Genomic DNA, 24,741 nt, shown 5'->3' on the forward strand with positions numbered 1-24,741 from the left:
TGCTCAATTCGTCTTTAACGAAACCCTTTAGAACCTCTAAAAGGCATCACCAATACTTCTTTTAACGATGTAGGTTGATACGAACTCGTATCAGGCAGACCTATTTTTAAGCACTCGTCTCCTTCTAATGCACAATTCCTTTTGCTTTTAAAAAACGCATCCCAAACACTTAGGAAAAAACCATAATTGCTGTTCGCCTCAATGCTCACTCTTGAATGATGAATCCGGTGCATATCAGGCGTAACCACCAACAACTTAAGCCATTGTTCGATCTTAACAGGCAATCTAATATTTGTGTGATTAAACATGGCAGAAGCGTTTAACAAGATATCGAACGCCAAAACCGCCTCAATAGGAATTCCCAACAAAAAGATGGCGAAGGCTTTAATCACAAGAGACAATAAAATTTCAATAGGATGAAACCGCACAGCCGAGCTGACATCCAACTCAGGATCTGAATGATGAACGCGATGCAAGCGCCACAAAACCGGCACCCGATGGAACAAACGATGCTGCCAATAAATAAGACAATCTAAGCATACTATACTCAGCAATACGGTAACCCAGAAAGGCAGCGCCAATACCTCAAATACACCAACACCCTGTCCGAATAACGCCACCATTGACAGCAACACAGGCTGAACTAAACGAACACAAAGCGCCCCAAGCGCAAACAATGAAAAGTTATGGCGCCAGCGTGACTTCCATTGCAACAAGGCTCCTCGAGGGCGAGCCCATTGCCATACAACCAATACAATAAAGACCACCACAAACACACTTATGCGCGCGTTGAAATCCATCATCTAATGACAACCTAACATCATAATTCGAAACATCGTTACATCACCATCAATCTACTGGACAAGCGCATTATCAGCTCGGTGATTCAGTAAAAAATGCACCTTGATTTGCCCTAAAAGCTCAGCAAGTACGTTGAGATTTATGTCGTCCAAACAATGGATAATAAGGCAATTATTTCCAAATTGAGCGTGGGGCAATCGGTCAATAAACGGATATAAAACACTTAAATCGGAGAAATACACGCACAAATGATCTGCCCGCGCTGCCACACCATAAAGCCAACTCGCGTTCTGTTGAAAATACGGAATACCAAGGCCATTGACCAATTCAGCCTCTGGCGCAATGAGCTCCATCATATCAATGATTTCCAGCAAATCTGCCCGCATTGCAGGCGCAGCATGCTGAACATACTGCTGCACAAAGTCACTCGATGTTAAGGTCAACATAAAATCCTCTCTTTAAAGTCATACATAAAAAGGACCTCAACCATGAAGACTTAACCCATTGAAAAATAAAGTAAATCACATATAACTATGCTCTATCAATGCTTTTTCAATACGAGTCAACGCTTGGTCTAGAGTCGATTGGGGACACCCAAAGTTTAGGCGAACATAGCCAGGATTACCAAAATCTTTACCATCAGAAACGCCCACGCCAGCCGCCACAAAAAATGCATGAGGGTCCTCTAATGACAGCATAGAAACATCAATCCACGCCAAATACGTCGCCTCCAAATGCAGCATTTTTAATGGCGTCGCCGACAATCTTTGTGCCAAAAAATCACGATTTTCTCTCAAGTAAATCAGCAGAGACCGATGCCACTCCTGACCCTCCTGATAAGCGGCGGTGGCAGCAGTCAAACCAAGCATATTAGGCGACGGAATCAACCCTGCACGCCCTTGATTAAATGCCTGACGTAACACCGTATTTTCAATGACCGCGAAAGCATAGCCCAAGCCTGCAATATTAAACGTCTTGCTTGGCGCCATTAGCGTAATGCATCTATTAGCAGCGTCTTCATTAAGGCTCGCGAACGGCACGTGAGGAAGATCGTCTAAAATCAAATCGCAATGAATTTCATCGCTGACGACAAGCAAATCGTACCGCTCTGCCAACGCATGAATGCGCAACAATTCTTCTTTTGTATAAACAGTGCCACCAGGATTATGTGGATTACATAACAGAATCATCTTGCTTTTAGGGTTAGCGAAAGCGGCTTCAAGTTGTGGCATATCAGGCAACCAACGGCCGTCCTGAATCGTCATATCGACAGTTAATAACTCACGCTCTGATAACAAGGGCGCCTTTGTTAAATGGTAGTAAACGGGGCCAGGCACCACAACGGCATCACCAACTTCTGAAAACACACGAACGCTTAAATGCAGAGCACACACCAGCCCTGGCAAATGCACTAAATGCCCAGCAGAAACCGACCATTGATATCGAGTAAACAGGTGGGATTGAATCGCATTTTCTAACGCTTTTGGCGTGTTAGTGTAACCATAAACGCCTTTTTCAACTCTTTGATTTATAGCGTCTTTAATGCATTCAGGAGAATCAAAATCCATATCAGCCACCCACATTGGAATGACGCTATCAGTGTATTTAGACCATTTGTCGCTGTTTGTATTCGCTCTGTCAATTTGAGTATCGAACACAGAAGTAAAGGAATCCATAAAGTCACACCCTAGTCATATATTTCGTTCCATAATTAACATAACCTAAGCAATTTACTCCAGAGATAATGCACACGATATAAGAAAAACAAAGCCGTCATTTGAGGTAAAACAAGCCGAAAAATCCTTATTATTTATCTTAAACCGACACAATCGCTCTCAAAAAAGACAAAAAAAAATTTAAATAAGACAAAAACCCTTTTAAATCAAACAGATAAATTACTTAGAGAACTAAGTTTTTGATTTGTCAAGGGTTGACCTAAATTGCACAATCAGCCTAGTATTGTTTTCATTAAACGGCTGTTTAATAAAAAAGGACTCAAAATGCCAAAAGTTGGAATGCCTGAAATACGTAAACCTCAGCTCATCGAGGCCGCAATAAAAGCCATAGACAAATACGGCTTTGCGGGGGCAACTGTCAGTGTTATTGGTAAAAAAGCGGGCGTGTCACCGGCCATCATTAACCATTACTTTGGTGGCAAAGACGGCTTATACGAAGCAACCATGAAAAGCTTGATCCGTGAATTTTTTGATGTTCTGTCCAAAGAAATCATAAAAACAAAAAACAAATCAGCCAAACACAAAGTTATGGCCATTGTTAAAGCCAGTTTTAGTCAATCCCAAACACACCCTCAAGTAGTGAAGACTTGGATGGGGTTTTGGGCATCAGCTATGCACACACCTTCTTTGTATCGCTTACAAAACGTCTATTCAAAGCGTTTAAACACATCGCTTGTGTGCGTATTAAAAGAAGAATTCGAATTAAAAGAGGCACGTAATATCGCACTGACTGTTGCAGCATTGATTGACGGGATGTGGTTACGAGGTTCGTTGGCTGGCGGTATCAACAAAGAAGTGGCCGCAGCACAAATACAAAACTATCTGGATTTAGTGTTTAAAGATCATCACTAAACACGTCCAATATCGACATTTACATCAAACATTTTTGGGTAGCCTACCATTATTTGCAGCCCACCGTTTTTAGGAGTTCACGCTCAGTACCAGTACATGGCGCTGTATTCGCTCATAGATTTTGAGTTCAATAGAAAGAGGATAAGGGTATGTTAAATAAAGCAAAAAAGACCGCTATAGCCATTAGTGTAGCCAGTATTTCTGGCCTAACGATGGCCGCAGATTGTTCAACGGTACGCTTTTCAGATGTGGGCTGGACGGACATTACGGCAACAACAGCCGTAACCAGCGAAATTGTTGAGGGTTTAGGCTACAAAACAAAAACTCAGTTACTCTCTGTTCCAGTGACTTACACATCACTGGCCAATGGCGACATCGATGTTTTCCTTGGAAACTGGATGCCAACTATGCAGGCCGACATCGAACCTTACCTTAAAGCTGGCACGGTTGAAGACCTTGGCGCAAACCTAGTAGGCGCAAAATACACACTTGCGGTCAGCAAAGACGCATTTGATGCGGGTGTGACGGATTTTTCTGATATTGCGAAACACCGCAAAGAATTCTCTGGCCGTATTTACGGTATTGAACCAGGCAATGACGGCAACCGCATTATTCAAGACATGATCGACTCTAATGCTTTTGACTTGGGCGACTTTCAATTAGTCGAATCCAGTGAAGCGGGTATGCTTTCTCAAGTGAGCCGAAACACGCGCCGTAACAAGTGGATTGCTTTCCTGGGTTGGGCACCACATCCAATGAACGCCAACTTCAAAATGGAATACTTGTCCGGTGGTGATGACTACTTTGGCCCGAACTTTGGTGGCGCAAATGTTCATACCAACATCCGTAAAGGCTACCTCCAAGAGTGTCCAAACGTAGGCAAACTCATTACGAACCTATCTTTCACTCTGCCTATGGAAAACGAAATCATGGGCGCAATTCTAGACGATGGTAAAAAACCAGATGCTGCCGCAAAAGCATGGTTAAAAGCCAACCCCGCTGTTCTTGATGCTTGGTTACAAGGCGTCACCACACAATTCGGTGGTAATGGCCTAAGCGCCGTTAAATCTCACCTAGGCTTGTAATACACAAGACTCATGCATCATCGCATTCTTAGCAACACACGGCTAAGAATGCGCCATTAAACCATCGGGAGAACACACATATGAATTGGCTGACGGATAATAAAATCCCTCTTGGCGCTTGGATGGAAAGCTTTGTCGACTGGCTGGTTACTGCGGCTTCCGTTTTTTTTGACCTCGTATCCATGACCTTAGAAACCATGATTGTCACCATGGTTGATGCGATAGAATACGTTCACCCTATCGCCGTCATTGGCATTGTACTAGTCGGTGTTTGGTTCCTTCACCGTAGTATCGGCTTACTTATTTTTGTCGCGGCATCGCTGTTGCTTATTATCAACATGGGCTACTGGGTAGAAACCATACAAACGCTGGTATTGGTTATCTCAGCCACCGCCATGAGTGTATTAGTAGGCGTACCTATTGGTATTGCAGCGGCGCATCGACCTTGGTTATACACCATATTGCGCCCTATTTTGGACTTGATGCAAACCATCCCAACGTTTGTTTATCTGATTCCAACATTGATTTTATTTGGCTTAGGCTATGTTCCGGGCTTGATTTCTACCATCATTTTCGCCATTGCCGCGCCGATCCGTTTGACTTACCTAGGGGTAAGCAAAGTACCGAATGAATTGATCGAGGCAGGCTTAGCGTTTGGCTGCACAAAATCCAAATTGTTGTACAAAGTAGAGCTGCCTGCAGCCATGCCAAACATCATGGCCGGTGTCACTCAATGTATCATGCTATCCCTATCTATGGTGGTTGTCGCCGCCTTAGTCGGCGCTGACGGCTTAGGCAAACCTGTGGTGCGAGCGCTCAATACAGTAAATATCTCTCAAGGGTTTGAAGCGGGTGTAGCCATTGTCTTGGTTGCCATCATGCTAGACCGTATTTGTAAATCACCATCATCCAAAAACGAGGGGTAAGTTATGGCTGTTGTAACAATTGAAAACGTCGATATCGTCTTCGGTGACAATAAAGCAAAAACCCTTCCATTGATGGATAAAGGCCATACTCGTGACCAAATTTTGGGCATGACGGGTGATGTGGTTGGCGTACAAAACGCCACCATTGAAGTAAATGAAGGCGAAATTTGCGTATTAATGGGCTTGTCTGGTTCAGGTAAATCCACCTTATTAAGAGCCGTAAACGGTTTGAATAAAATAGCCCGTGGTCGCTGTCTTGTAAGAGACGGGGATAACATGGTCGACATGGCCAAATGCGATGAAGCCAAGCTGCGTCACATGCGCACACATCGCGTGTCCATGGTGTTCCAGAGCTTCGCTCTTATGCCGTGGCTCACCGTGCTTGAAAACGTCGCCTTCGGCTTAGAAATGCAAGGCATGCCAAAAGCCGAACGTCTAAAAAAAGCACGTGAACAGCTAAAAATGGTGAGCTTGGACATGTGGGCAGACAAGAAACCGGACGAATTGTCTGGTGGCATGCGTCAACGTGTTGGTCTGGCCAGAGCCTTTGTCATGGACACAGACGTATTATTGATGGATGAACCTTTCTCTGCGCTCGATCCACTAATACGTTCACAATTACAAGATGAGCTAATCGAGCTGCAAAAACGCCTTAACAAAACCATCATATTCGTGAGCCATGACTTAGACGAAGCGCTAAAAATTGGCTCAAAAATAGCCATAATGGAATCCGCGAGAATCATTCAGGAAGACACGCCAGAACAGATCGTGCTCAACCCAGCAACCGAATACGTGGAAAAATTTGTCGCGCACACCAACCCACTGAATGTATTACGTGGTAATTCATTGATGACCCCTTTGTCGGAACTTGCGGTCAACGCAAACGGCACAGCCATCACGGATGACACTTGGATAACGTTGGACGATGGTAAATTGGCATCGGTTCACAACACCGCGGGGGAAATCCCAACCGCACGCTGGACACCGGACACCGTATTGGCCAATGTACCAGAGAACACCGTTTTCATCGTACCCGCCAACATCGCTATGCGTGATGCCGTAGAGCTTCGCTATCACTCGAACCTCTTCATGGTATTAGAAGACGCTGGACAATGCGTTGGCATACTGAACGACCACAATTTTTACCACGCCTTGCTAGGCAAGCACTTTGGACGCGATGAAGCCGCATAAATAAGCATTCATTCGCTACACTCTCAAAAGGCCTCATGCGTTCAAGCATTGCAGGCCTTTTGTTTTTACACCCCAATGTTATCAACGGAAATCAAGCAAAACAGCGACGTATCAATAAGCTATTAACGACCTGAAACTCTTCCAGAAAAGTGTGATGATCTTTGCTATCTTTTAACGCGTAGATTAGTGATTGAAATCTCCTAGATTAGTGATTGCAATCAAAAGCTCAGTCGGTATAGTCAGCCGAAATAATGACCAATTCGAGCCATTAATATTTTCTCACACACTGATAAGTGAAATACAAAAGGACACTGAATGTTAAAGCAAACCCTCATTCCTATCTGGAGTCTGCTCATCGGTATTGCCGTGCTCACCATGGCCAGCGCATTACAAAGCTCACTGATCGGTATTCGTGCGTCTATTGAGGGCTTTAATACCACCGCGACTGGTTTAATCATGTCCGCGTATTACCTTGGCTTTATATTAGGGTCTTTATTGGTACCTAACTGGGTCAAGAATGTAGGCCACATTCGTGTGTTTGCGGCGGTTGCGTCGTTGGCGTCTATCACCATTTTGATGCAATCTATGGTCGTTAATCCTTGGTTCTGGATGCTCATGAGAATGGGAACAGGATTGTGTTATGCCGGTCTGTTTATTGTGACCGAAAGCTGGCTAAATGACATTGCCACGAACAAAACCCGTGGCCGGTTGTTCTCTATTTATATTATCGAAATCTGGGCAAGCCAGACCATCAGTCAGTTCTTGTTGAACCTATCGTCTCCAAGTGGATACGGTTTGTTTATTTTGACTTCTGTTCTTATTTCATTGGCCGTGGTTCCTCTACTTCTGGTTAGAACGCCATCACCAACCATCAATGTACCCGAAAAACTCAACATTCTAGGCTTGATAAAAACGGCCCCACTAGGGGTAACGGGTGTCACCATTGCCGGTGCAACCTCCGGTGCGCTGCTCGGTCTTGGTGCACTTTATGCTCAGAGTATCGGAATGAACATCGCCGAAATATCGCTATTCATTGGCGCAAGCTACGTTGGTGGCATGATTTTACAATGGCCAATCGGTAAATTATCCGACCGCCAAGACCGACGAGTCACTATGCTTTGGGTCGGTGTAGTCGGCGCCATCGCCGCCTTCATCGTGCCACTTGGCGCCGGACTCAGTAATCAAATTCTAATGATGATTGGTATGTTTGCCGTCGGGGCATTTACCTTCCCCATGTATTCATTGGCGTCTTCGCACATGAACGACCAATTACGACCAGAACAAATTCTATCTGCCAGTAGTGGTATGATTTTATTGAACGGTATTGGCGGGATGCTTGGGCCGCTTATTGCGGCGGCACTCATGGACACGCTCAGAATTGATGCCTTGTTTTGGTTTGTGGCCGCGCTCAACATCAGCGTTGCTTTGGTTGCTCTGTACCGAATCAACCGTAAGCCAGCCATGGTGATCGAAGAACAAGGGGATCAAATCCCAGTGGCATTGACGGTATCATCCGTTGCCACCGCAGAGATGTTAGCAGAGGCCGATTCTTCGACTACCGTAGAGGAAGCCCCACATGAAGTCGAAATCAAACTCTAGCAACCCATAAATGGCGACAACGTTTCGCCACACAGCACCTTATCAAAAAGGCTGTGTGGCGATTTTCAAGGCAATCGCCCAAATCAACAATGCATTAACACGATTAAACCAACGCCAAAACGCGGCCTTTTCCAACCATTTAGCACACAACTTACCAACAAGCGCCAAAGACAAAAACCACAACACAGATGCACACACGCCACCTAATACAAACTCCCATTTCGCCCCTTGCCATTGGTTAGCCAAACTGCCCATCAAAATCATGGTATCCAAATAAAAATGAGGATTAAGCCAAGTCACCGCAAACCCCATTAACACCAAAGGCCACAGTGCCAACCGTTTACTGTACTGCTCCAAAATAAGGTGCTCATCCTGAAAAGACGCCCGCCATTTTCCCAAAGCGAACCACACTAAAAACGCCACGCCAGCCCAGCGAGACAGGGACAACAACCAATCGTGGCTTTGCAAAATCAACCCTAACCCAAATGCCCCCAGCGCAATCGAAATGGCATCACTCAAGATAAACAGCAGCGCAATAGGGAATGCATAATGACGCTTTAATGCCTGTTCCAATAAAAAACTGTTCTGCGCTCCAACAGCAACAATTAAACCACCGCCCGTAATGGCACCACTCATGAACGCCAACATAATTCTCTCCTCATTTCGTACCACCTAAACAGTCATGGCAAAACATGGCTTGATCTTACGCAGAGAAATCACTAAATTAAAATTAATTAAACTAAAACTACATTAGAAAAAGTAATGCTAGATTACAAAGCCCTCACCAGCCTACAAGCTATCGTAAAATTTCAGAGCTTTGACAAAGCCGCTCAACACTTAAACCTGACGCAGTCCGCCGTGTCTCAGAATATTAAGCGTTTAGAACTGCATTATGGCAACCCGTTGCTCATCCGAGCGAGGCCCGTCGTCCCGACAGCATTAGGCGAACAACTCATCGCTCACCTGAATAAAGTCACTATTTTAGAAGAAGGGTTACAAGAAGAGATTCAAGGAAAAACTGCCAGCCATCCACTCAATATCGCCGTAAACAATGACGTTTTAGCCACATGGTTTCTGGATGTGATGCATCAGTTTTCATCCAACAACACCACAAAATTACACATAACATCAGCGGATCAAGCCAACACCCGCGCGCTGTTGCAAACAGGCGAAGTCATTGCCTGTTTAAGCCAGGTCGGCACTCCGGTTGCGGGGGGCGATTCTCTCTTTCTTGGTTACATGGATTACGAATTGGTCGCCACACCCGCCTTCATTGAACACTATTTACAGGGCGACATCAGCGCACAAAACGTCTTACAATCCCCATCGCTTATTTACGATGCACAGGATGAACTGTGGACTCGTTACCAAAATGAATGTTTAAACATTAAGCCCAACATCAGCCACAGCCATTGGTACCCTTCTTCTTATGGATTTGTAGAATTGGTAATGGGTGGCACAGTCTGTGCTTTAGTAGCTAGTATCCAAGTAAAAGAGGAACTGCAAAACGGACAGTTAATAACTTTGTTCCCCCAAAACAAATTGGCCTTGCCGCTTTACTGGCACTGGTACAAGCTGAATTCTCCTGTTTTGGATCGGTTACGCAAAGTAATATTTACGGTCTCACAAGCGTATTTACACAAAAGCCACCTATCGAAATAGACTGGCATGCTGTATCTTTTTGGACAGCAATCGACACAAGCCATTTTAAGGAAAAATTATGATTCGCAAATGTTTATTCCCCGTTGCTGGTTATGGCACACGTTTTTTGCCGGCCACCAAATCCATGCCAAAAGAGATGCTTCCAATTGTGAACAAGCCTTTAGTGCAATACGGTGTGGAAGAAGCAGTCAAAGCAGGTTTGGACAACGTCACCTTCGTTACAGGCCGTGGTAAACGTGCCATTGCTGACCATTTCGACATCAGCTATGAGCTTGAACACCAAATTGCTGGCACCAACAAAGAAAAGTACCTAGACGAAATCCGCTACCTAATCGACAACGTCAACTTCTCTTTTACTCGTCAAAACAACATGCTAGGACTTGGCCATGCGATTCTAACCGGCGAGCCGCTGATTGGCGACGAAGCTTTTGGTGTGGTTCTTGCGGATGACCTTTGCTTTGGTGAAGACGACGGCGTGATGGCGCAAATGGTTAAACTGTATAACCAATTCCGTTGCACCATTGTTGCGATTGAAGAAGTGCCAGAAGACGAAGTTCACAAATACGGAGTCATAAAAGGCGAATCCATGATGGAAGGGCTTTACCGTGTCACCGACATGGTGGAAAAACCCTCTAAAGAAGACGCGCCATCCAACCTTGCCATTATCGGACGTTACATCCTAACACCTGATATTTTCGACAAGATTCGCAACACACCACCAGGACGTAACGGCGAAGTACAAATCACCGACGCCATCTTGCAACAAGCCACCGAAGGCTGCGTATTAGCGTACAAATTCAAAGGCAAACGCTTTGACTGCGGTAGCGTAGACGGCTTCGTAGAAGCCACCAACTACTGCTACAAAAACATCTACAAAGACGCAACTGAAGCCTAACTAAACAATGGTCAGTTTCAAAAGCCAGTGCCCTGCACTGGCTTTTTTCGTTCTACGATTAACTTAAATACAACTGACTTAACCATACACACACAGGCAAACTCACCACAGACAAAATAGTCTGCATCGTTATATAAGCCGACATACGATCCGCATCGCCTCCTAACTGACGCGCTAACGCATACCCCGATGTAGCAGTGGGCACCAAACCAAACAACACCGCCACCAACGCAGGCAAACCACGAATATCAAACCACCAACACATGACACCAATCGTTAACGGAAACACCACAAACCGCGCCACTGCAGACATAACAAACGTCATCCCTACAGAGCGAATCGCCTCAAGTCGAACACTCGCCCCCACCGCCAACAACACCAATGGCAGTGCAGCCTGAGACAACATCCCCACCACATCCGACACTAAAATAATCGGCGTCAGCCCAAGTAAATTCAAACCACTGCCCAACACAATAGAACCAATCAAGGGATTGCGAACCAAAGCGCCGCTTAATAAACGCGGCAAAGAGACAGAAGACGATCCCCCCGTCGAAGACGGTCCATGCATCAATGTCATCGACACCACCAAAAAAACATTAATGGAAGGAATCAAGACAGACGACCCTAACGCCGCCAACACCAGCCCATTGTCCCCGTACAAACTGCCAGCCACCGCCAACATGACAAAGGTGTTAAACCGCACGCCCGCCTGCAGCATGGACGATGCCGTTGGCATCACCACCTTCATCAACCAAATGGTAATAAACACAAAGACCGCCGTCACACACAGCGCCAACAACAAAATAAACGCGTACTTTGGCAACATCGGGTTACTAAAATCTATCTGCGACGTCTTCGTAAACAACAACGCCGGAAACAACACCCAATAAGACAGTTTATCAACACCCGACCAAAAGCCTTCCATAGGAAATCGCCAGCGTTGGCATACCGCCCCCGCCATCAAAAGCAAAAACACAGGCAACACAGAAAGCGAGAGAGAAAACACACATACCCCTTAATTACTGGCCTAACATAAACCACCAAAAAAATAACGTTACGGGCTTTACCCGCTCTAAACAGACACTTTACCTGTCAAAAGATGCCAATCTTGCATCGCCAACTGCTCAACAAACCACGACAAACCGCGTCCAGGGTTATCCTTGCGCCACGCTAAATACGCCATCTGATTCGGTCTTGGCAACTCACACTGACGCAGCACCAAACGGCCAAAACGTAACTCATCGATGATCCGATGTTTCGGTAAATACCCCACCCCCAACCCTAGACACTGCGCCTGTATTTTACTGCGCATCGTATCGACCCTAAGCACCTGACGGCTTTCAAAGATACCACTGCTGCGTGCTGGCAAAATTTTTGAACTGTCCGCCACCACAATGGCCGGAAACTCACGCAATTGCGCCGCCGTGATCGCCCCCTCAGTTAACGCCAAAGGGTGTGTCGGAGCCACCGCAAACACAAACTCAATTTCGCCAATAGCACGAGTGTGAACATTGCCCTTCGGTAATTCTCCCGTTGCGCCAATCACCAAATCAGCCCGATTGTCCTGCAAAGCATCCCAGCCACCACCAACCGCTTCTTCTGAAAGACTCAACTCTACCGGTCGATTTTGTGACAAAAACGCCCCAACAACCGACATCAGAGGCGACTCTAACAACGCGGTATCACGAGCAATACGCAGCTTCGGCTCCCAACCGGATTCGAATTGCTTGATCGAATCTTCTAGTCTCACGGCCGCTTCTAAAATGGCTCGGCCTTGCTCCAACACCAAATGCCCTGCTGGCGTCAACACGGCTCTTTGACGCGATCGATCAAACAAAGCCACACCCAAATCGTCTTCCAGCTTTTTCACCGTATAAGTCAATGCCGACGGCACTTTAAACAAAGCATCCGCCGCGGCCGCAAAACTGCCCAACTGATGAATCGCCTCCAAGACTCGCAATGCTTCCAATGTTACCGCGTACGCCATACACCAACCTATCTTCAAATTTTTTGAAATACTAGCTCAAAACCTTCCGATTTTCTTTCTTTTTACCAATGTCTACACTGACTTCATACACCGCACACCAACATGATGTGCGACCAGACATTAAGGAGAAATACCATGATCACCATTCGACACGCACAAGACCGCGGACACGCCAACTTTGGCTGGCTAGACAGCCATCACACGTTTTCCTTTGGCAGTTACTACGACCCAAAACACATGGGCTTCTCAGACCTACGCGTCATCAATGATGACTCCGTCACACCAGGCGCTGGCTTCGAAACCCACGGCCACAAAGACATGGAAATACTGAGCCTAGTATTACAAGGCACCATCGCCCACAAAGACAGCGCAGGCAATATCAAAGAACTGCCCGCTGGAGAATACCAACTCATGTCAGCAGGCAAAGGCATTTATCACAGCGAATTCAACGCCTCCAAAACAGACAGGCTGAAATTCTTACAAATTTGGATACAACCAAACCAGCTTGGCGGACAACCCGGCTACCAACAAAAAGAATTTAGCCAAGCACAAGGCTTCACCACCATCATCACACCCGATGGCAAAGACGGCACATTACACATCAAACAAAATATGCAACTCATCCAACTGATCTTGGAAGACCAGCAACAAGCCACATGGCAAGCCGACAGCAACCGCCACTACTACGTCCACGTAATCGAAGGCGAACTCTCCCTAGGAGATGGCATCACAGTAAAACCAGGCGACGGCGCAAAAATTGAAAACGTGTCTGAGATCAACGTCGAAAGACTCAGCGAGAAACGCGTCAAAGCCCTGTTGTTTGACTTGGTGTAATCACAAAAAACATAAATACCGTATTCCATAGGCTTATCCAAACGATAAGCCTATTATGTTTAAGGCGACTGTTCGATTGAAAAATCAGTTAAAATGTTCACCGCTCTGCCCTTATCATCCAGTTCCTTGGTGTTAAGCTTTTCTCACAGAACTTTCCAATTTCGACGTGGTAGCCCTTTTCTTTTAGGTACATGGCGCGGTCGAGGACGAGCCAGTGCTCTAGTGCGGGTCTAAATAGTTGGCTGATGGCTTCGAGTTTTTGCACTTGTTGGTAGCGGGTTTGGCCAATGGATTCGAAGTCTTCAAATGGGGTGTGGGCTATTAAATCTGATAGCCCTTTTTGCTCGGCGGCCCACTGGCAAAATCCGTCAAAGCATTGGTTGAGTAAGGCTTTTTGAATGGACGGTACCGGTAAGTATTCCTCTTGCTGACGGGCGGATCTTTGCCATGCGTCAAAGCCAAGTCGATACGTCAGTTCAAGCTGCTTTAGGCGCTGTTCACGCGCCCCCGCCGTGGCAACTTCTTTAACAGCCAGTTTGAGGTCGGCCTTGCGCAAAATCAGCGACGAGTGTTTGGCCAAGTTTGATAAGGGCTGATATTGCTCGTCTTGCGTGAGGTGATAACAGCATGGCGACATGCAAATTTGCTTGATTTTGGCGGCGCTGGCTTGTTGCAGTAGCACCTTATGCAAGTCGCCACAGGCATGAAGCGCAACAACGCATCCAGCTTCCTTCAGGGCAAATGCCCCTTGATGTTTAAGCACGTCAGCCTGAGTGAATACTTGCTTTATGCCTATTTTCTTGGCTTCTTGCTGGCCTTCGTCGCACAGTGTTTTTTGCCATTCTACACTGTGAACAGCGGCATTGTTTTGGTATGCCAATAACTTCCCCAAATGGCCTTTTCCTGCGCACCATTCCACATATTGGTTTGACTCTGGCGTGTGCGAGACGAACGCTTGAATTTGCGACCATTTCCGGCCTTTGATGCCAGAAAACACATAACTAGGAAGATTAGAAGTAAGTATTTGCTTCGGCTCAAAGCTATATTCTTCGATGATTTTATCTTGGCTTAGTCGCTGTAAATCTGGACAAAGGCCAAACACCTGACGATAAAACTCCTCGTCAATGGGTCTGCTTGGTTCACTGTTTAAATAGTCGGCTAACTCTGGATAATGCTCAACCCATGGTGTCTCACGGTTTGCAAAAGTATCAAACTGCCAAAGAGGGGCGTGTGTTTTTAGCCACTCATCAAGGGTCTGAAAGTGCTGTTGAAAAGCGGTCATAAATTGGCTCATAAGAGGTAAGCGGCGCGGTGTCTTTTTTTCTTTACAGTATTGAGGAATTTTCCCTCTTAGCTGCATTGTATTTTGTCATAAAAACGGCAAAATGAAGAGGCTATTTAGGCAACGATTATAGCCGCAGTGATTTTCCTGTGGCACACAATAAGGACCCCGTAATTATCATGTTCAAGCATCTTAAAGCTGTTTCTGGCGACCCTCTTTTAGCCCTTATCATGGCCCACAAACAAGACACGAACCCAAAGAAAATCGATTTGGGTGTGGGTGTCTATAAAGACGATAATGGCCACACGCCGATTTTAAATACGGTAAAAAAAGCCGAAGCAATTTTGCTTGAACAAGAAGACTCTAAAAGCTATCTCGGTATTTATGGCGCCACTGAATTTGAAGCCATTATTAAAGATTTGATTCTAGGCGAAGGCAACCCATTGATTCATTCTGGTCGTATTCGCTCTACTCAGACACCAGGCGGAACTGGTGCGTTAAAAGTAGCAGCGGATTTTATTAGTGCAAACCTAAAAGGCGCACGCCTGTGGGTAAGCGACCCAACGTGGGGAAACCATAAGTCCATTTTTGATTCAGCCGGTGTAGAAGTAAAAGACTACCCTTACTACGACCCTGCAACAAACGGCTTGCGCTTTGACGACATGATGGCGACATTGGAAGCCGAAGTACAAGAAGGCGATGTATTGCTGCTTCACGCGTGCTGTCACAACCCCACTGGTATTGATCTACAAGCAGATCACTGGAAAGTGCTGACCGATTTCGTTAACAATCGCAATCTGTTGCCGTTAGTTGATGCCGCGTACCAAGGTTTTGGCGACGGTTTAGACGAAGACCTAGCGGGCCTACGTTACATGGCGGCCAATGTACAAGACATGTTGATCGCGAATTCTTTCTCGAAAAACTTCGGCATTTACCGTGAACGTTGTGGCGGCCTAAGCGTGATTGCCGCGTCTGCACCAGAAGCGGATGCTGCGTTTTCTATCATTGGTCAAGCTATTCGTGCCAACTACTCTATGCCACCGGCTCACGGTGCGGCAGTGGTTTATACCATCATGAGCAGCCCTGAGCTAAAAGCAGAGTGGGAGCAGGAAGTAGCGGCCATGCGTGATCGCATTAACGGTTTGCGTGAAAAGTTGGTCGCTAAACTAGCGGCGTCTGGTGTAAGCAAAGACTTTAGCTTCATTAAAGACCAGCGCGGTATGTTCTCTTACTCTGGCTTAACCCTTGAGCAAGTGCGTCAATTACGCAGTGAATACGCTATTTATATCGCGGATACTGGTCGTATGAGTGTGGCGGGTGTGAGCGATAACAACATTGATTATTTGTGCGAAAGCATAGCGAAAGTAGTCGGTTAATCTGTTAGCTCTTATTTAGCACACAAAAAAACGTGATACTGATTCAGTATCACGTTTTTTTGTCTCAAAATACGTCTTTTGCCATCAGTCTTTTCAGAACGATCATTCTAGTGATACTGAATTAATGCAACGTGCGTTTTTCGTTGACGTTGCTGACAGCCTGCATTTCTGGATGGTAATGCTTGACCAAGCGCAGCACTGAAGGCTCTAGAGTTTCTTTCCAAAACTCCACTTCCGCTTCCACCATGCCTTCGAGTTTGTCCCAGCCCGCTTCGGTACCAAATAAGCGCACAGGCGCCAAAACTTCGTCAAAAAACGCTCTGTCGCCGTCCATGCCTAAACCTATCAATTTTGCGCCGCGGATAAACCCAACACACCATTCTTCAACCAGTATTTTGAATTCACCGTCCACTTCTTGTTCAAGGTAAACAGGGTAAAAATCACCAAACAACAAGCTGTTCATGGTTTCCATATACATGATCAGAACCAAACTCAAGAACTCGTCTTCTTGTTCTGTGGAATCCCACACTGGCTGATCTTCATCCGCGCCCCATATTGCGTTTAGCCACAAATCGGGTTCTAACTCTTTAATCGAGCAACCTAATGCTGTCAAAAAACCATCTAATTCAGACACACACATCAGTGAACGGTCGGTTCCGAACGTTAATAAATAGTGATCAATCCTTTCATAAAGAACTTCTTCACTGATGACATCATCGCCTTTATTGTCAGACATTCATTCATTTCCATTTCGTTGAGCGATACTAATATTTTAGCTTGTCTTATCAAAAACAATGTAAGTTTTTAGTCTACAATCGCCAAGTTACCGTAGGTTTCTAACCAGCTTTTCCGGTCACCAGCGCGTTTTTTTGACAGCAATTTGTCCAGCAGCTCATCCGTATCCAGCTTGTCTTCCATGGTCAACTGAATCAAGCGACGCGTGTCTGGCGCCATGGTCGTTTCTCGCAATTGTGATGGGTTCATCTCGCCCAAACCCTTAAATCGTTGTACGTTTGGCGTGCCGCGTTTATTTTCAGCCGCTAATTTGTGCAGAGTGATGTCTTTTTCTTCATCGTCTAGCGCGTAGTACACTTCTTTGCCCAAATCGATTCGATACAAAGGCGGCATGGCCACAAAGACATGGCCACTGTTAACCAATGCTGGAAAATGTCGAACAAACAACGCACAGATGAGCGTTGCGATGTGCAATCCATCCGAATCGGCATCGGCCAAAATACACACTTTGCCATACCGCAAACCGCTCAAATCGTCATCACCCGGATCCACACCCAAAGCGACAGAAATATCGTGAATTTCCTGAGACGCCAGCACTTGCGTGGAATCCACTTCCCATGAATTTAAGATCTTACCGCGCAACGGCAAAATCGCCTGAAAATCTTTTTCACGAGCCTGTTTTGCCGAGCCACCAGCAGAATCCCCTTCCACCAAGAAAAGTTCACTGCGAGACGAATCCTGACCAGAACAATCAGCAAGCTTACCCGGCAGTGCTGGGCCTTGAGTGACTTTTTTACGAACCACTTTTTTGCTGGCTTTTAGGCGTTTTTGCGCGCTGTTAATGACGATGTCAGCGATTTTTTTGCCGTCTTCAACGTGCTTATTCAACCACAAGCTAAACGCGTCTTTCACGGTTGCAGAAATAAACGCCACGATCTGACGAGAAGACAAACGCTCTTTGGTTTGTCCAGAAAACTGCGGCTCTTGAATTTTGGCCGACAACACATAACTGCAACGGTCCCATACATCTTCGGCCGTCAGCTTGATGCCACGAGGCAACAGATTATGGAAATCACAGAATTCTCGGATGGCTTCCAATAAGCCAGTACGCAAGCCATTAACGTGCGTTCCGCCTTGCGCAGTGGGGATCAAGTTGACATAACTTTCTGTCACTAACTCGCCGCCTTCTGGCAACCATTGCACCGCCCAGTCAACGCCTTGTGTTTTTTCCGTTAGTCCGCCGATAAATGGTTCATCTGGCAGTAAGACAAAACCTTCGTTGGCCAAAGCCAAATAATCTTTTAGGCCATCCTGATAAAACCATTCCTCGCGAACCTCTTCGCTGCCACTTTGGTCAATAAACACCACATGAAGGCCAGAGCACAGTACCGCTTTGGCTTTTAATAAATGTTTTAGGCGAGAAAGCGAAAATTTAGGGCTGTCGAAATATTTTGCGTCGGCGGTGAACTTAACTTTGGTTCCGGTGTTTTTCTTTCCGACGGTGCCGATTTCTTTCAGTTCCGACGTTTTAAAACCGTTTTCAAAGCCTATGTGATATTGAATGCCATTGCGTCTTACCCAGACTTCCAATGACGTCGACAAGGCGTTTACAACTGACACCCCCACACCGTGTAAACCACCAGAGAACTGATAATTGTCTCCTGAAAATTTACCACCAGCGTGCAATTTGGTCAGAATCAATTCCACCCCAGACACCCCTTCTTCTGGGTGTATGTCGACGGGCATTCCTCGACCGTTATCTTCTACGCTTAACGAGCCGTCTTTGTACAAAATAACTTCAATGCGATCTGCATGACCCGCCAAAGCTTCGTCAACAGAGTTGTCGATGACTTCTTGTCCTAAATGGTTCGGTCGCGTGGTATCGGTGTACATTCCTGGACGCTTTTGTACAGGTTCTAAACCACTCAGAACCTCTATCGATCCGGCGTTATATTCTTTTGCAGACATGCGTGTTTTTTCCAAGTTGATCGTGCGTCATCCTGATGAAACGGATGAACACAAACGAGTGTAAATTCAATTGGCTAGAGTCTATCACTGGTTTTGCGTAGTGTGAAATAGTGCAACAAAAGCAGTCGCTTAGTCGGTTATTATTTCAGCGAAACGCAAAATTTCTTTGGTAAATCGTTCAAATTCCGTAAAGCTGTGATTGCCTTTTGCTTCGTGAGTTAATCGAACTGTCGCCGGGAAGGCCTTTAGCGCTTGCTGATAATCCAACACCTCGTCGCCCTCTTGCACCATTAACCAATACAAATCAGCGGTTGGTTCAGCGACAACAAGTTGCTGCAGTTGCGCCATGTGGGTGGGCGTCAATTCATACTCTTCATGAGTATAAGGGTTGGTTTGAGGACCAAGATAGTCCACTAATAAAACAGGAGCCTGCACCGCAGGGTTCACTAAAATCGCCTTTATCTGGTATTTTTCAGCCAAATACGCGGCGTAAAAACCACCCAACGAACTGCCAATTAATGTAATACCTTGAGACAGATTGGCGTCAATAATGCGCTCTAGCTGGTGAATTGCCTGTGCAGGTTGCCATGATAACCGTGGAGAAAGAATTCGATCGCCCAACCCCATTGCACCAGCGGCGTCAGACAACACCGTGGCTTTGTGAGAAAGCTCTGAACTGTTAAAACCGTGAATATACAAGAGTACCGTCAAGGGCGTATCCGTTTATATGAATCGATGAATAATGTATCGGACGCGATTAAGCAAACTGAAACGATAACGAACTATTAAGGCGGTGACCGTGTTTTAGGCACAACTCAAGCAAATCCGCCAATTGCTGATTCAAACGAAACTTTTCATCTCGGTGCAACATGGCATCATTTGGATAAGGGTAAGCGCCGCTGTATTGACGATGGCCATCCGTAATTTCAGCAATGCCAACGTCATGATAAAGACGTACCGTCATAGACAAGGTCGTTTTAAACAGCAATTGTTTAGGGATTTCCGGTCCAAACTCTAAGGCGATTTCCGAGGTGAAGCGGCTTTCTTTTCCGAGCGTTAACCGTAGGCGGCTTTCTTGATCGCCCGCACTATGAACCGAAAAATTCCAAGAATCCATCTCTTCTTGTCCACGCATAAGCTTACCTAAGCGACGGTAATTCAACTCACCGAGCACCTGTAAACTTACTAAATCGGGCACATATTGTTTCGATGTTTTCTGTAATTTCATAGCATAAGTCATTCTTGTGACGTCTTTCCTGTAGAAAAATGGTCTTCTAAACTCGATACCGACGTGTTTCGTAACGCATCCAACTGATGGCTCATCCGAGTGTCTTTATCGTGCCAGTATAGATTAAACCAAGTAAAAAAGTGTTCTCGGTCTTTGCCAGCGGGTTGATACGCCACTGTTTGCATGTTGGCCGGCAGCGGCACCTCTCGCACCATGACCTTAACCGTCTGTATCCGGCCACACAACACATCCCAACCAGACACCTTGGTTTGCTCATAGAGCACATTAATATCGGTAATGCTTTTTATACGTTGGGGCATTGTTTGCAAAATAAAGCTAATGCCGCCCGCTTTTGGTTTAAGTAAACAGCGATACGGTGAACCCTGTTGCTGACGTTTAGTTTGAGAAAAACGCGTTCCTTCAACAAAACTCATGATCGAATTTGGTTGATTCAACAAACGCACACAAGAGCGTTTCGTCGTGGCCAAATCTTTCCCCGCCAATGCGGGGTTCTTTTGAATCTGTTCCTTAGTATAGCGTTTCATGAAAGGAAACCCCATGATGTAGGCCGCCGAGCCAACAAATGGCAGCCACATAAGCCCCTGCTTCATAAACACACGCGGCAAAGGACGACGACCTCGCAACTGCGCAAAAATAACAAACACATCCACCCAAGAACGGTGATTCGCGATCAGCAAATGCCACTGCTGGAAATCCACCAACATGCGTTCATCCAGCCCCCATTTGACGCCAAGCACATAACGAAACCACCACTCGTTGCACGCAATCCAACGGTCATAACAAAAACGACAAGCCTGCTCAAAAAAACTCTGAACAGACACACGTTTAAACAAAAGCAACGGCGCTAAACAATGCACTAACAAAGCCCAAAAAAAGACATTTACACACATAAATAAAAACGACACAACACCGATAAAAGGTTGTAAAAACGGCCATTTTTGGGCAAAACGCAGCGTATTTTGTTTCATCTGTCTAGGCACACCAGCGAGCGACAAGGTCATGTTTATTCAAAGCAAACCACTGTAATCCCATGATGGTGCTGGCGTTCTCAATGTCGTGCTTCAGCAATTCGATGGCATCATCAGACGATACTAGGTGCAGTTTGATGTCTTCGTTTTCCGCGTCCAAACCATGCACAGAAGAGACGTCCACCAAAGTGGCATCAAACTCCCCCGCGTACATGCGAAGATACTCCACCAATCCGCCCGGAGAAGGCACAAATTTAAACATGTATTCAAGACGTTTGACCGTAACGCCCGCTTCTTCTAAAGATTCACGGCGCGCTACGTCTTCGTCACTTTCACCCTCTTCCACCATGCCAGCGACCAACTCTAACAACCAAGGGGAATCGCTTCTTAACACGGTGGGACGAAACTGCTCTATAAGCAAGACCTTGTCAGTAACCGGATCAAATAACAGCACACACACCGCATCGTTGCGTACCATCATTTCACGGGTCATTGGCTGGCTCCATTCACCGTTAAATTTTTTGTGCTTTAAGGTCAGCTTGCGCATTTCAAAAAAGCCTTTGTAAAGGCACTCGTCTTTTAAGACTTCAACATCGTTTTTACTGTATGTGGGTTTAAACATCATATTCTATCGTCCTAAGCAGACCACTTTTAACAAGAAGGTCTGATATGATTGAGACACAGTGACCATGGTCACGTTTACTAATTTCGGAGTGTTGCTAATGGAAAACATACGTTGTGCTTGGTGTTTAGGATCTCCAGAATACATTCATTACCACGATACAGAATGGGGGGTCCCTGTTTATGACGACCAAGCTTTGTTTGAATGTATTGTACTCGAAAGCGCTCAGGCAGGTCTAAGCTGGATTACCATTTTACGCAAACGAGAAGGTTATCGTGCTTTATTTCATGGGTTTGACCCAGTAAAAGTCGCCAACATGACACAAGACGATGTGGAGCGTTTATTAGTCGATGAGCGGATTGTTCGTCATCGTGCAAAAATAGAAGCAACCATCAATAACGCCAAAGCGTTTCTTAAAATCGCCAACGAATTTGGTTCTTTCAGCCGCTATTACTGGGCATTCAGTGACAACAAAATTCTAGATAACCCTATCCAAAGCCACACCGATGCCCCTGCGGTCACAGAACTCTCTGCACGCTTTGCGAAAGACTTAAAAAAGCGCGGTTTTAAATTTCTTGGGGCGACAACCTGTTACGCGTTTATGCAAGCAACCGGCATGGTAAATGATCATATCGCTGACTGTCTGTCACGTAAGGCACCTTAATCAGTTCCTTGATTTCATTAATGTTTCGGCTATCGTGGTCGATACGTTATAAAGATTCTTTGCACAATACCACGGGCGAAGCGACGACGAGGCGAATGGCTCTCATACAACTTTCATCTTTGAGTTTGGTAATCATACATGTTTAACAATAAAAGCATTCTAATCACAGGCGGAACCGGTTCTTTCGGTCGTCAGTATGTCAAAACACTGTTGGCCAATTACCAACCAAAACGACTGATTATTTACTCCCGTGATGAGCTAAAACAATACGAAATGCAGCAAGACTTTGATGCCGCATGCATGCGTTACTTTATTGGCGATGTGCGTGACAAAGACCGTTTGACTCAAGCCATGCGTGACGTGGACTTTGTCATTCACGCCGCGGCACTTAAACAGGTTCCTGCAGCAGAATACAATCCCATGGAGTGCATCAAAACCAACATTCACGGTGCCGAAAACGTGATCGCGGCGGCCATCGCGAACAACGTCGACAAGGTCATCGCGCTGTCTACAGACAAAGCCGCGGCGCCGATTAATCTCTACGGGGCAACCAAACTGGCGTCCGACAAACTGTTTGTTGCCGCAAATAACATGGTTGGCCAAGGCCGCACGCGCTTTTCTGTGGTTCGTTATGGCAACGTAGTGGGGTCACGCGGTTCGGTGGTGCCTTTTTTCCAAAAATTGGTGGCCGATGGTGCTGACGCCATCCCGATCACCCACCCTGACATGACGCGTTTTTGGATCACCTTGCCCATGGGCGTGGATTTTGTGTTGAAAAACTTCCAACGTATGCACGGTGGTGAAATTTTTGTGCCCAAAATCCCCTCTGTGCGCATCATGGATTTAGCCGCGGCATACGCACCAGACATTCCGACTAAAGACGTGGGTATTCGCCCTGGCGAAAAACTTCACGAAGTCATGTGCCCAGCCGATGACTCGTACCATACTTACGAATTTAAAGACCATTACGTCATTTCACCAAGCATTAAGTTTTATCAAGAAGACATGGACTTTGCGCACAATCGCCTAGGCGAAACCGGTGACTTGGTAGATCCTGGGTATGAATATCAGTCGGGTAGCAACCCTCACTTTTTAAGTATTGAAGAGATTTTAACCTTCGATGACGCACACTGACTTTATTCCCTACGGCCGTCAATCCATTAGCGAAGACGATATCGCAGCGGTTGTAAAATCGCTGCGCTCTGACTTTTTGACGCAAGGCCCTTGCGTTAATGAGTTTGAACACGCTATTTGCACGAAAGTTGGCGCTCGTTATGGCGTTGCCGCAAACAGCGCAACATCCGCCCTGCACCTTGCTTGCTTGGCATTAGGAGTGGGGGCTGGCGATACTGTTTGGACATCGCCAAATACGTTTATCGCTTCCGCTAATTGCGCACGCTATTGCGGTGCGAATGTGGATTTTGTCGATATTGACCCTCGCACCTACAACATGTGTGCGGATAAATTGGCCGAAAAACTGGCTACTGCGCACACCAAAGGCCAGTTGCCCAAAGTCGTTATTCCTGTGCACTTTGCTGGCCAATCCTGTGATATGCAAGCCATCCATGCGCTATCCAAAAAATATGGCTTTCATATTATAGAAGATGCTTCCCATGCGATTGGCGCAAAATACCAAGGCCAATATGTCGGTAATGGGGCTTTTAGCGATGTTTGTGTTTTTAGCTTTCATCCAGTGAAAATCATCACCTCGGCTGAAGGCGGCATGGCTGTGACCAACAACGAGCAACTCGCGAATCACATGCGCACACACGCTCAGCAAGGCACAACTAGATCGCCCGATGAACTGACTGAAATGCCAGGAGATTGGTACTATGAACAGCAGACGTTAGGATTTAATTACCGTATGACAGAATTGCAAGCCGCATTGGGAGCCTCGCAATTATCGCGTCTGGATGATTTTATCCAGCGTCGCCACGCGCAATTTTCCCATTACGAAACGCTCTTAAAAGACTTTCCGATTACCTTGCCTTTTCAAGCGAAAGACACGGTTTCGGCGCTGCATTTGTTTCCTATTTTATTGCCAGAAGCGAATAAAACCGCGAGAAAAAGTGTGTTTGATATTTTGCGTCAAGCTGGCATCGGCACTCAAGTTCATTACATTCCAGTCCACACCCAGCCTTATTACCAAGCGCTTGGCTTTAAGCAAGGCGATTATCCGGTTGCGGAAGATTACTACGCTCGCACACTGAGTTTGCCGCTTTTTGCCGATCTAACGCCTACCCAACAAGAACGTGTGGTATTGATTCTGAAGCACGCGTTAATTGCCAACCAAGTGATGAGCGCTTAAA

Annotated in this window: 25 protein-coding genes; 12 read left to right on the forward strand and 13 right to left on the reverse strand. The window is 46.0% G+C overall.

The window, feature by feature from the left end:
- Positions 1 to 14 precede the first annotated feature (14 nt).
- The 3 genes from AABA11_RS12600 to AABA11_RS12610 form a co-directional block, all read right to left on the reverse strand.
- Positions 15 to 803 carry a sterol desaturase family protein gene (locus tag AABA11_RS12600; protein ID WP_338268453.1) on the reverse strand — a complete coding sequence of 263 codons (789 nt, stop codon included), beginning with the start codon at positions 801 to 803 and terminating at the stop codon, positions 15 to 17.
- 51 nt (positions 804 to 854) lie between these two features.
- Positions 855 to 1,247, reverse strand: coding sequence for a DUF1801 domain-containing protein (locus AABA11_RS12605; protein ID WP_338268455.1), 393 nt, complete (start codon positions 1,245 to 1,247; stop codon positions 855 to 857).
- A gap of 75 nt (positions 1,248 to 1,322) precedes the next feature.
- Complete coding sequence (locus tag AABA11_RS12610) at positions 1,323 to 2,477, reverse strand: MalY/PatB family protein (RefSeq protein WP_338268457.1); 1,155 nt, start codon at positions 2,475 to 2,477, stop codon at positions 1,323 to 1,325.
- Between the two features lie 324 nt (positions 2,478 to 2,801).
- On the opposite strand from AABA11_RS12610, the gene betI reads away from it, so the two are divergent.
- The 5 genes from betI to AABA11_RS12635 all read left to right on the forward strand — a co-directional run bounded on the left by betI (position 2,802) and on the right by AABA11_RS12635 (position 8,190).
- Positions 2,802 to 3,389 (forward strand): transcriptional regulator BetI, encoded by a 588-nt coding sequence (gene betI / locus AABA11_RS12615; RefSeq protein ID WP_338268459.1) that lies wholly within the window; start codon positions 2,802 to 2,804, stop codon positions 3,387 to 3,389.
- 149 nt (positions 3,390 to 3,538) lie between these two features.
- Entirely contained in the window at positions 3,539 to 4,474 is a 936-nt protein-coding gene (locus tag AABA11_RS12620) for a choline ABC transporter substrate-binding protein (RefSeq protein WP_338268461.1), read from the forward strand.
- Positions 4,475 to 4,554: 80 nt separating this feature from the next.
- Positions 4,555 to 5,400: a choline ABC transporter permease subunit gene (gene choW, locus AABA11_RS12625; protein WP_338268463.1), complete on the forward strand. Its 846-nt coding sequence runs from the start codon at positions 4,555 to 4,557 to the stop codon at positions 5,398 to 5,400.
- A 3-nt stretch (positions 5,401 to 5,403) separates the two neighbouring features.
- Positions 5,404 to 6,591 carry a choline ABC transporter ATP-binding protein gene (gene choV / locus AABA11_RS12630; protein ID WP_338268465.1) on the forward strand — a complete coding sequence of 396 codons (1,188 nt, stop codon included), beginning with the start codon at positions 5,404 to 5,406 and terminating at the stop codon, positions 6,589 to 6,591.
- A gap of 315 nt (positions 6,592 to 6,906) precedes the next feature.
- Entirely contained in the window at positions 6,907 to 8,190 is a 1,284-nt protein-coding gene (locus AABA11_RS12635) for an MFS transporter (RefSeq protein ID WP_338268467.1), read from the forward strand.
- Between the two features lie 42 nt (positions 8,191 to 8,232).
- Here the strand turns inward: AABA11_RS12635 and AABA11_RS12640 are convergent, their stop codons facing one another.
- Complete coding sequence (locus AABA11_RS12640; protein WP_338268468.1) at positions 8,233 to 8,838, reverse strand: LysE/ArgO family amino acid transporter; 606 nt, start codon at positions 8,836 to 8,838, stop codon at positions 8,233 to 8,235.
- Positions 8,839 to 8,952: 114 nt separating this feature from the next.
- Between AABA11_RS12640 and AABA11_RS12645 the strand changes: the two genes are divergently transcribed.
- A complete protein-coding gene (locus AABA11_RS12645; protein WP_338268471.1) occupies positions 8,953 to 9,852 on the forward strand; it encodes an ArgP/LysG family DNA-binding transcriptional regulator in 900 nt (299 codons plus the stop codon).
- Positions 9,853 to 9,910: 58 nt separating this feature from the next.
- Positions 9,911 to 10,747: a UTP--glucose-1-phosphate uridylyltransferase GalU gene (galU, locus tag AABA11_RS12650; RefSeq protein WP_265729950.1), complete on the forward strand. Its 837-nt coding sequence runs from the start codon at positions 9,911 to 9,913 to the stop codon at positions 10,745 to 10,747.
- A gap of 58 nt (positions 10,748 to 10,805) precedes the next feature.
- On the opposite strand, the gene AABA11_RS12655 is transcribed toward galU, so the two are convergent.
- Together AABA11_RS12655 and AABA11_RS12660 are read right to left on the reverse strand one after the other, a co-directional pair.
- Positions 10,806 to 11,753 (reverse strand): AEC family transporter, encoded by a 948-nt coding sequence (locus tag AABA11_RS12655; RefSeq protein ID WP_338268473.1) that lies wholly within the window; start codon positions 11,751 to 11,753, stop codon positions 10,806 to 10,808.
- 66 nt (positions 11,754 to 11,819) lie between these two features.
- Positions 11,820 to 12,734 (reverse strand): LysR family transcriptional regulator, encoded by a 915-nt coding sequence (locus AABA11_RS12660; protein ID WP_338268475.1) that lies wholly within the window; start codon positions 12,732 to 12,734, stop codon positions 11,820 to 11,822.
- A gap of 135 nt (positions 12,735 to 12,869) precedes the next feature.
- Here AABA11_RS12660 and AABA11_RS12665 point away from each other — a divergent pair, with 135 nt between their 5' ends.
- Positions 12,870 to 13,568, forward strand: coding sequence for a pirin family protein (locus AABA11_RS12665; RefSeq protein WP_338268476.1), 699 nt, complete (start codon positions 12,870 to 12,872; stop codon positions 13,566 to 13,568).
- Positions 13,569 to 13,665: 97 nt separating this feature from the next.
- On the opposite strand, the gene AABA11_RS12670 is transcribed toward AABA11_RS12665, so the two are convergent.
- Complete coding sequence (locus AABA11_RS12670; protein WP_338268478.1) at positions 13,666 to 14,850, reverse strand: methyltransferase; 1,185 nt, start codon at positions 14,848 to 14,850, stop codon at positions 13,666 to 13,668.
- A gap of 179 nt (positions 14,851 to 15,029) precedes the next feature.
- Here AABA11_RS12670 and AABA11_RS12675 point away from each other — a divergent pair, with 179 nt between their 5' ends.
- Positions 15,030 to 16,226 carry an amino acid aminotransferase gene (locus AABA11_RS12675; RefSeq protein ID WP_338268479.1) on the forward strand — a complete coding sequence of 399 codons (1,197 nt, stop codon included), beginning with the start codon at positions 15,030 to 15,032 and terminating at the stop codon, positions 16,224 to 16,226.
- Between the two features lie 121 nt (positions 16,227 to 16,347).
- On the opposite strand, the gene AABA11_RS12680 is transcribed toward AABA11_RS12675, so the two are convergent.
- The 6 genes from AABA11_RS12680 to AABA11_RS12705 all read right to left on the reverse strand — a co-directional run bounded on the left by AABA11_RS12680 (position 16,348) and on the right by AABA11_RS12705 (position 21,771).
- Positions 16,348 to 16,962, reverse strand: a complete 615-nt coding sequence (locus AABA11_RS12680) for a UPF0149 family protein (RefSeq protein WP_265729943.1) — start codon at positions 16,960 to 16,962, stop codon at positions 16,348 to 16,350.
- 68 nt (positions 16,963 to 17,030) lie between these two features.
- The gene (gene parE / locus AABA11_RS12685) at positions 17,031 to 18,929 is read right to left on the reverse strand and encodes a DNA topoisomerase IV subunit B (protein ID WP_338268481.1); all 1,899 of its coding nucleotides are present in this window, start codon (positions 18,927 to 18,929) and stop codon (positions 17,031 to 17,033) included.
- Positions 18,930 to 19,058: 129 nt separating this feature from the next.
- Entirely contained in the window at positions 19,059 to 19,640 is a 582-nt protein-coding gene (locus AABA11_RS12690; RefSeq protein ID WP_338268483.1) for a YqiA/YcfP family alpha/beta fold hydrolase, read from the reverse strand.
- Between the two features lie 46 nt (positions 19,641 to 19,686).
- Complete coding sequence (locus AABA11_RS12695; RefSeq protein WP_338268485.1) at positions 19,687 to 20,157, reverse strand: DUF1249 domain-containing protein; 471 nt, start codon at positions 20,155 to 20,157, stop codon at positions 19,687 to 19,689.
- An 8-nt stretch (positions 20,158 to 20,165) separates the two neighbouring features.
- The gene (locus AABA11_RS12700; protein ID WP_338268487.1) at positions 20,166 to 21,179 is read right to left on the reverse strand and encodes an acetyltransferase; all 1,014 of its coding nucleotides are present in this window, start codon (positions 21,177 to 21,179) and stop codon (positions 20,166 to 20,168) included.
- Positions 21,151 to 21,771, reverse strand: a complete 621-nt coding sequence (locus tag AABA11_RS12705) for an NUDIX domain-containing protein (RefSeq protein WP_338268489.1) — start codon at positions 21,769 to 21,771, stop codon at positions 21,151 to 21,153. The genes AABA11_RS12700 and AABA11_RS12705 overlap by 29 nt, the downstream gene beginning before the upstream one ends.
- A 97-nt stretch (positions 21,772 to 21,868) precedes the next feature.
- On the opposite strand from AABA11_RS12705, the gene AABA11_RS12710 reads away from it, so the two are divergent.
- The 3 genes from AABA11_RS12710 to pseC all read left to right on the forward strand — a co-directional run bounded on the left by AABA11_RS12710 (position 21,869) and on the right by pseC (position 24,740).
- Complete coding sequence (locus AABA11_RS12710) at positions 21,869 to 22,432, forward strand: DNA-3-methyladenine glycosylase I (protein ID WP_338268491.1); 564 nt, start codon at positions 21,869 to 21,871, stop codon at positions 22,430 to 22,432.
- A gap of 138 nt (positions 22,433 to 22,570) precedes the next feature.
- Positions 22,571 to 23,566, forward strand: coding sequence for a UDP-N-acetylglucosamine 4,6-dehydratase (inverting) (gene pseB / locus AABA11_RS12715; RefSeq protein WP_338268493.1), 996 nt, complete (start codon positions 22,571 to 22,573; stop codon positions 23,564 to 23,566).
- The gene (gene pseC, locus AABA11_RS12720; RefSeq protein ID WP_338268495.1) at positions 23,553 to 24,740 is read left to right on the forward strand and encodes a UDP-4-amino-4,6-dideoxy-N-acetyl-beta-L-altrosamine transaminase; all 1,188 of its coding nucleotides are present in this window, start codon (positions 23,553 to 23,555) and stop codon (positions 24,738 to 24,740) included. The genes pseB and pseC overlap by 14 nt, the downstream gene beginning before the upstream one ends.
- Position 24,741 lies beyond the last annotated feature (1 nt).

The organism is Marinomonas pontica, from assembly GCF_036322735.1.
Lineage (GTDB): Bacteria > Pseudomonadota > Gammaproteobacteria > Pseudomonadales > Marinomonadaceae > Marinomonas > Marinomonas pontica.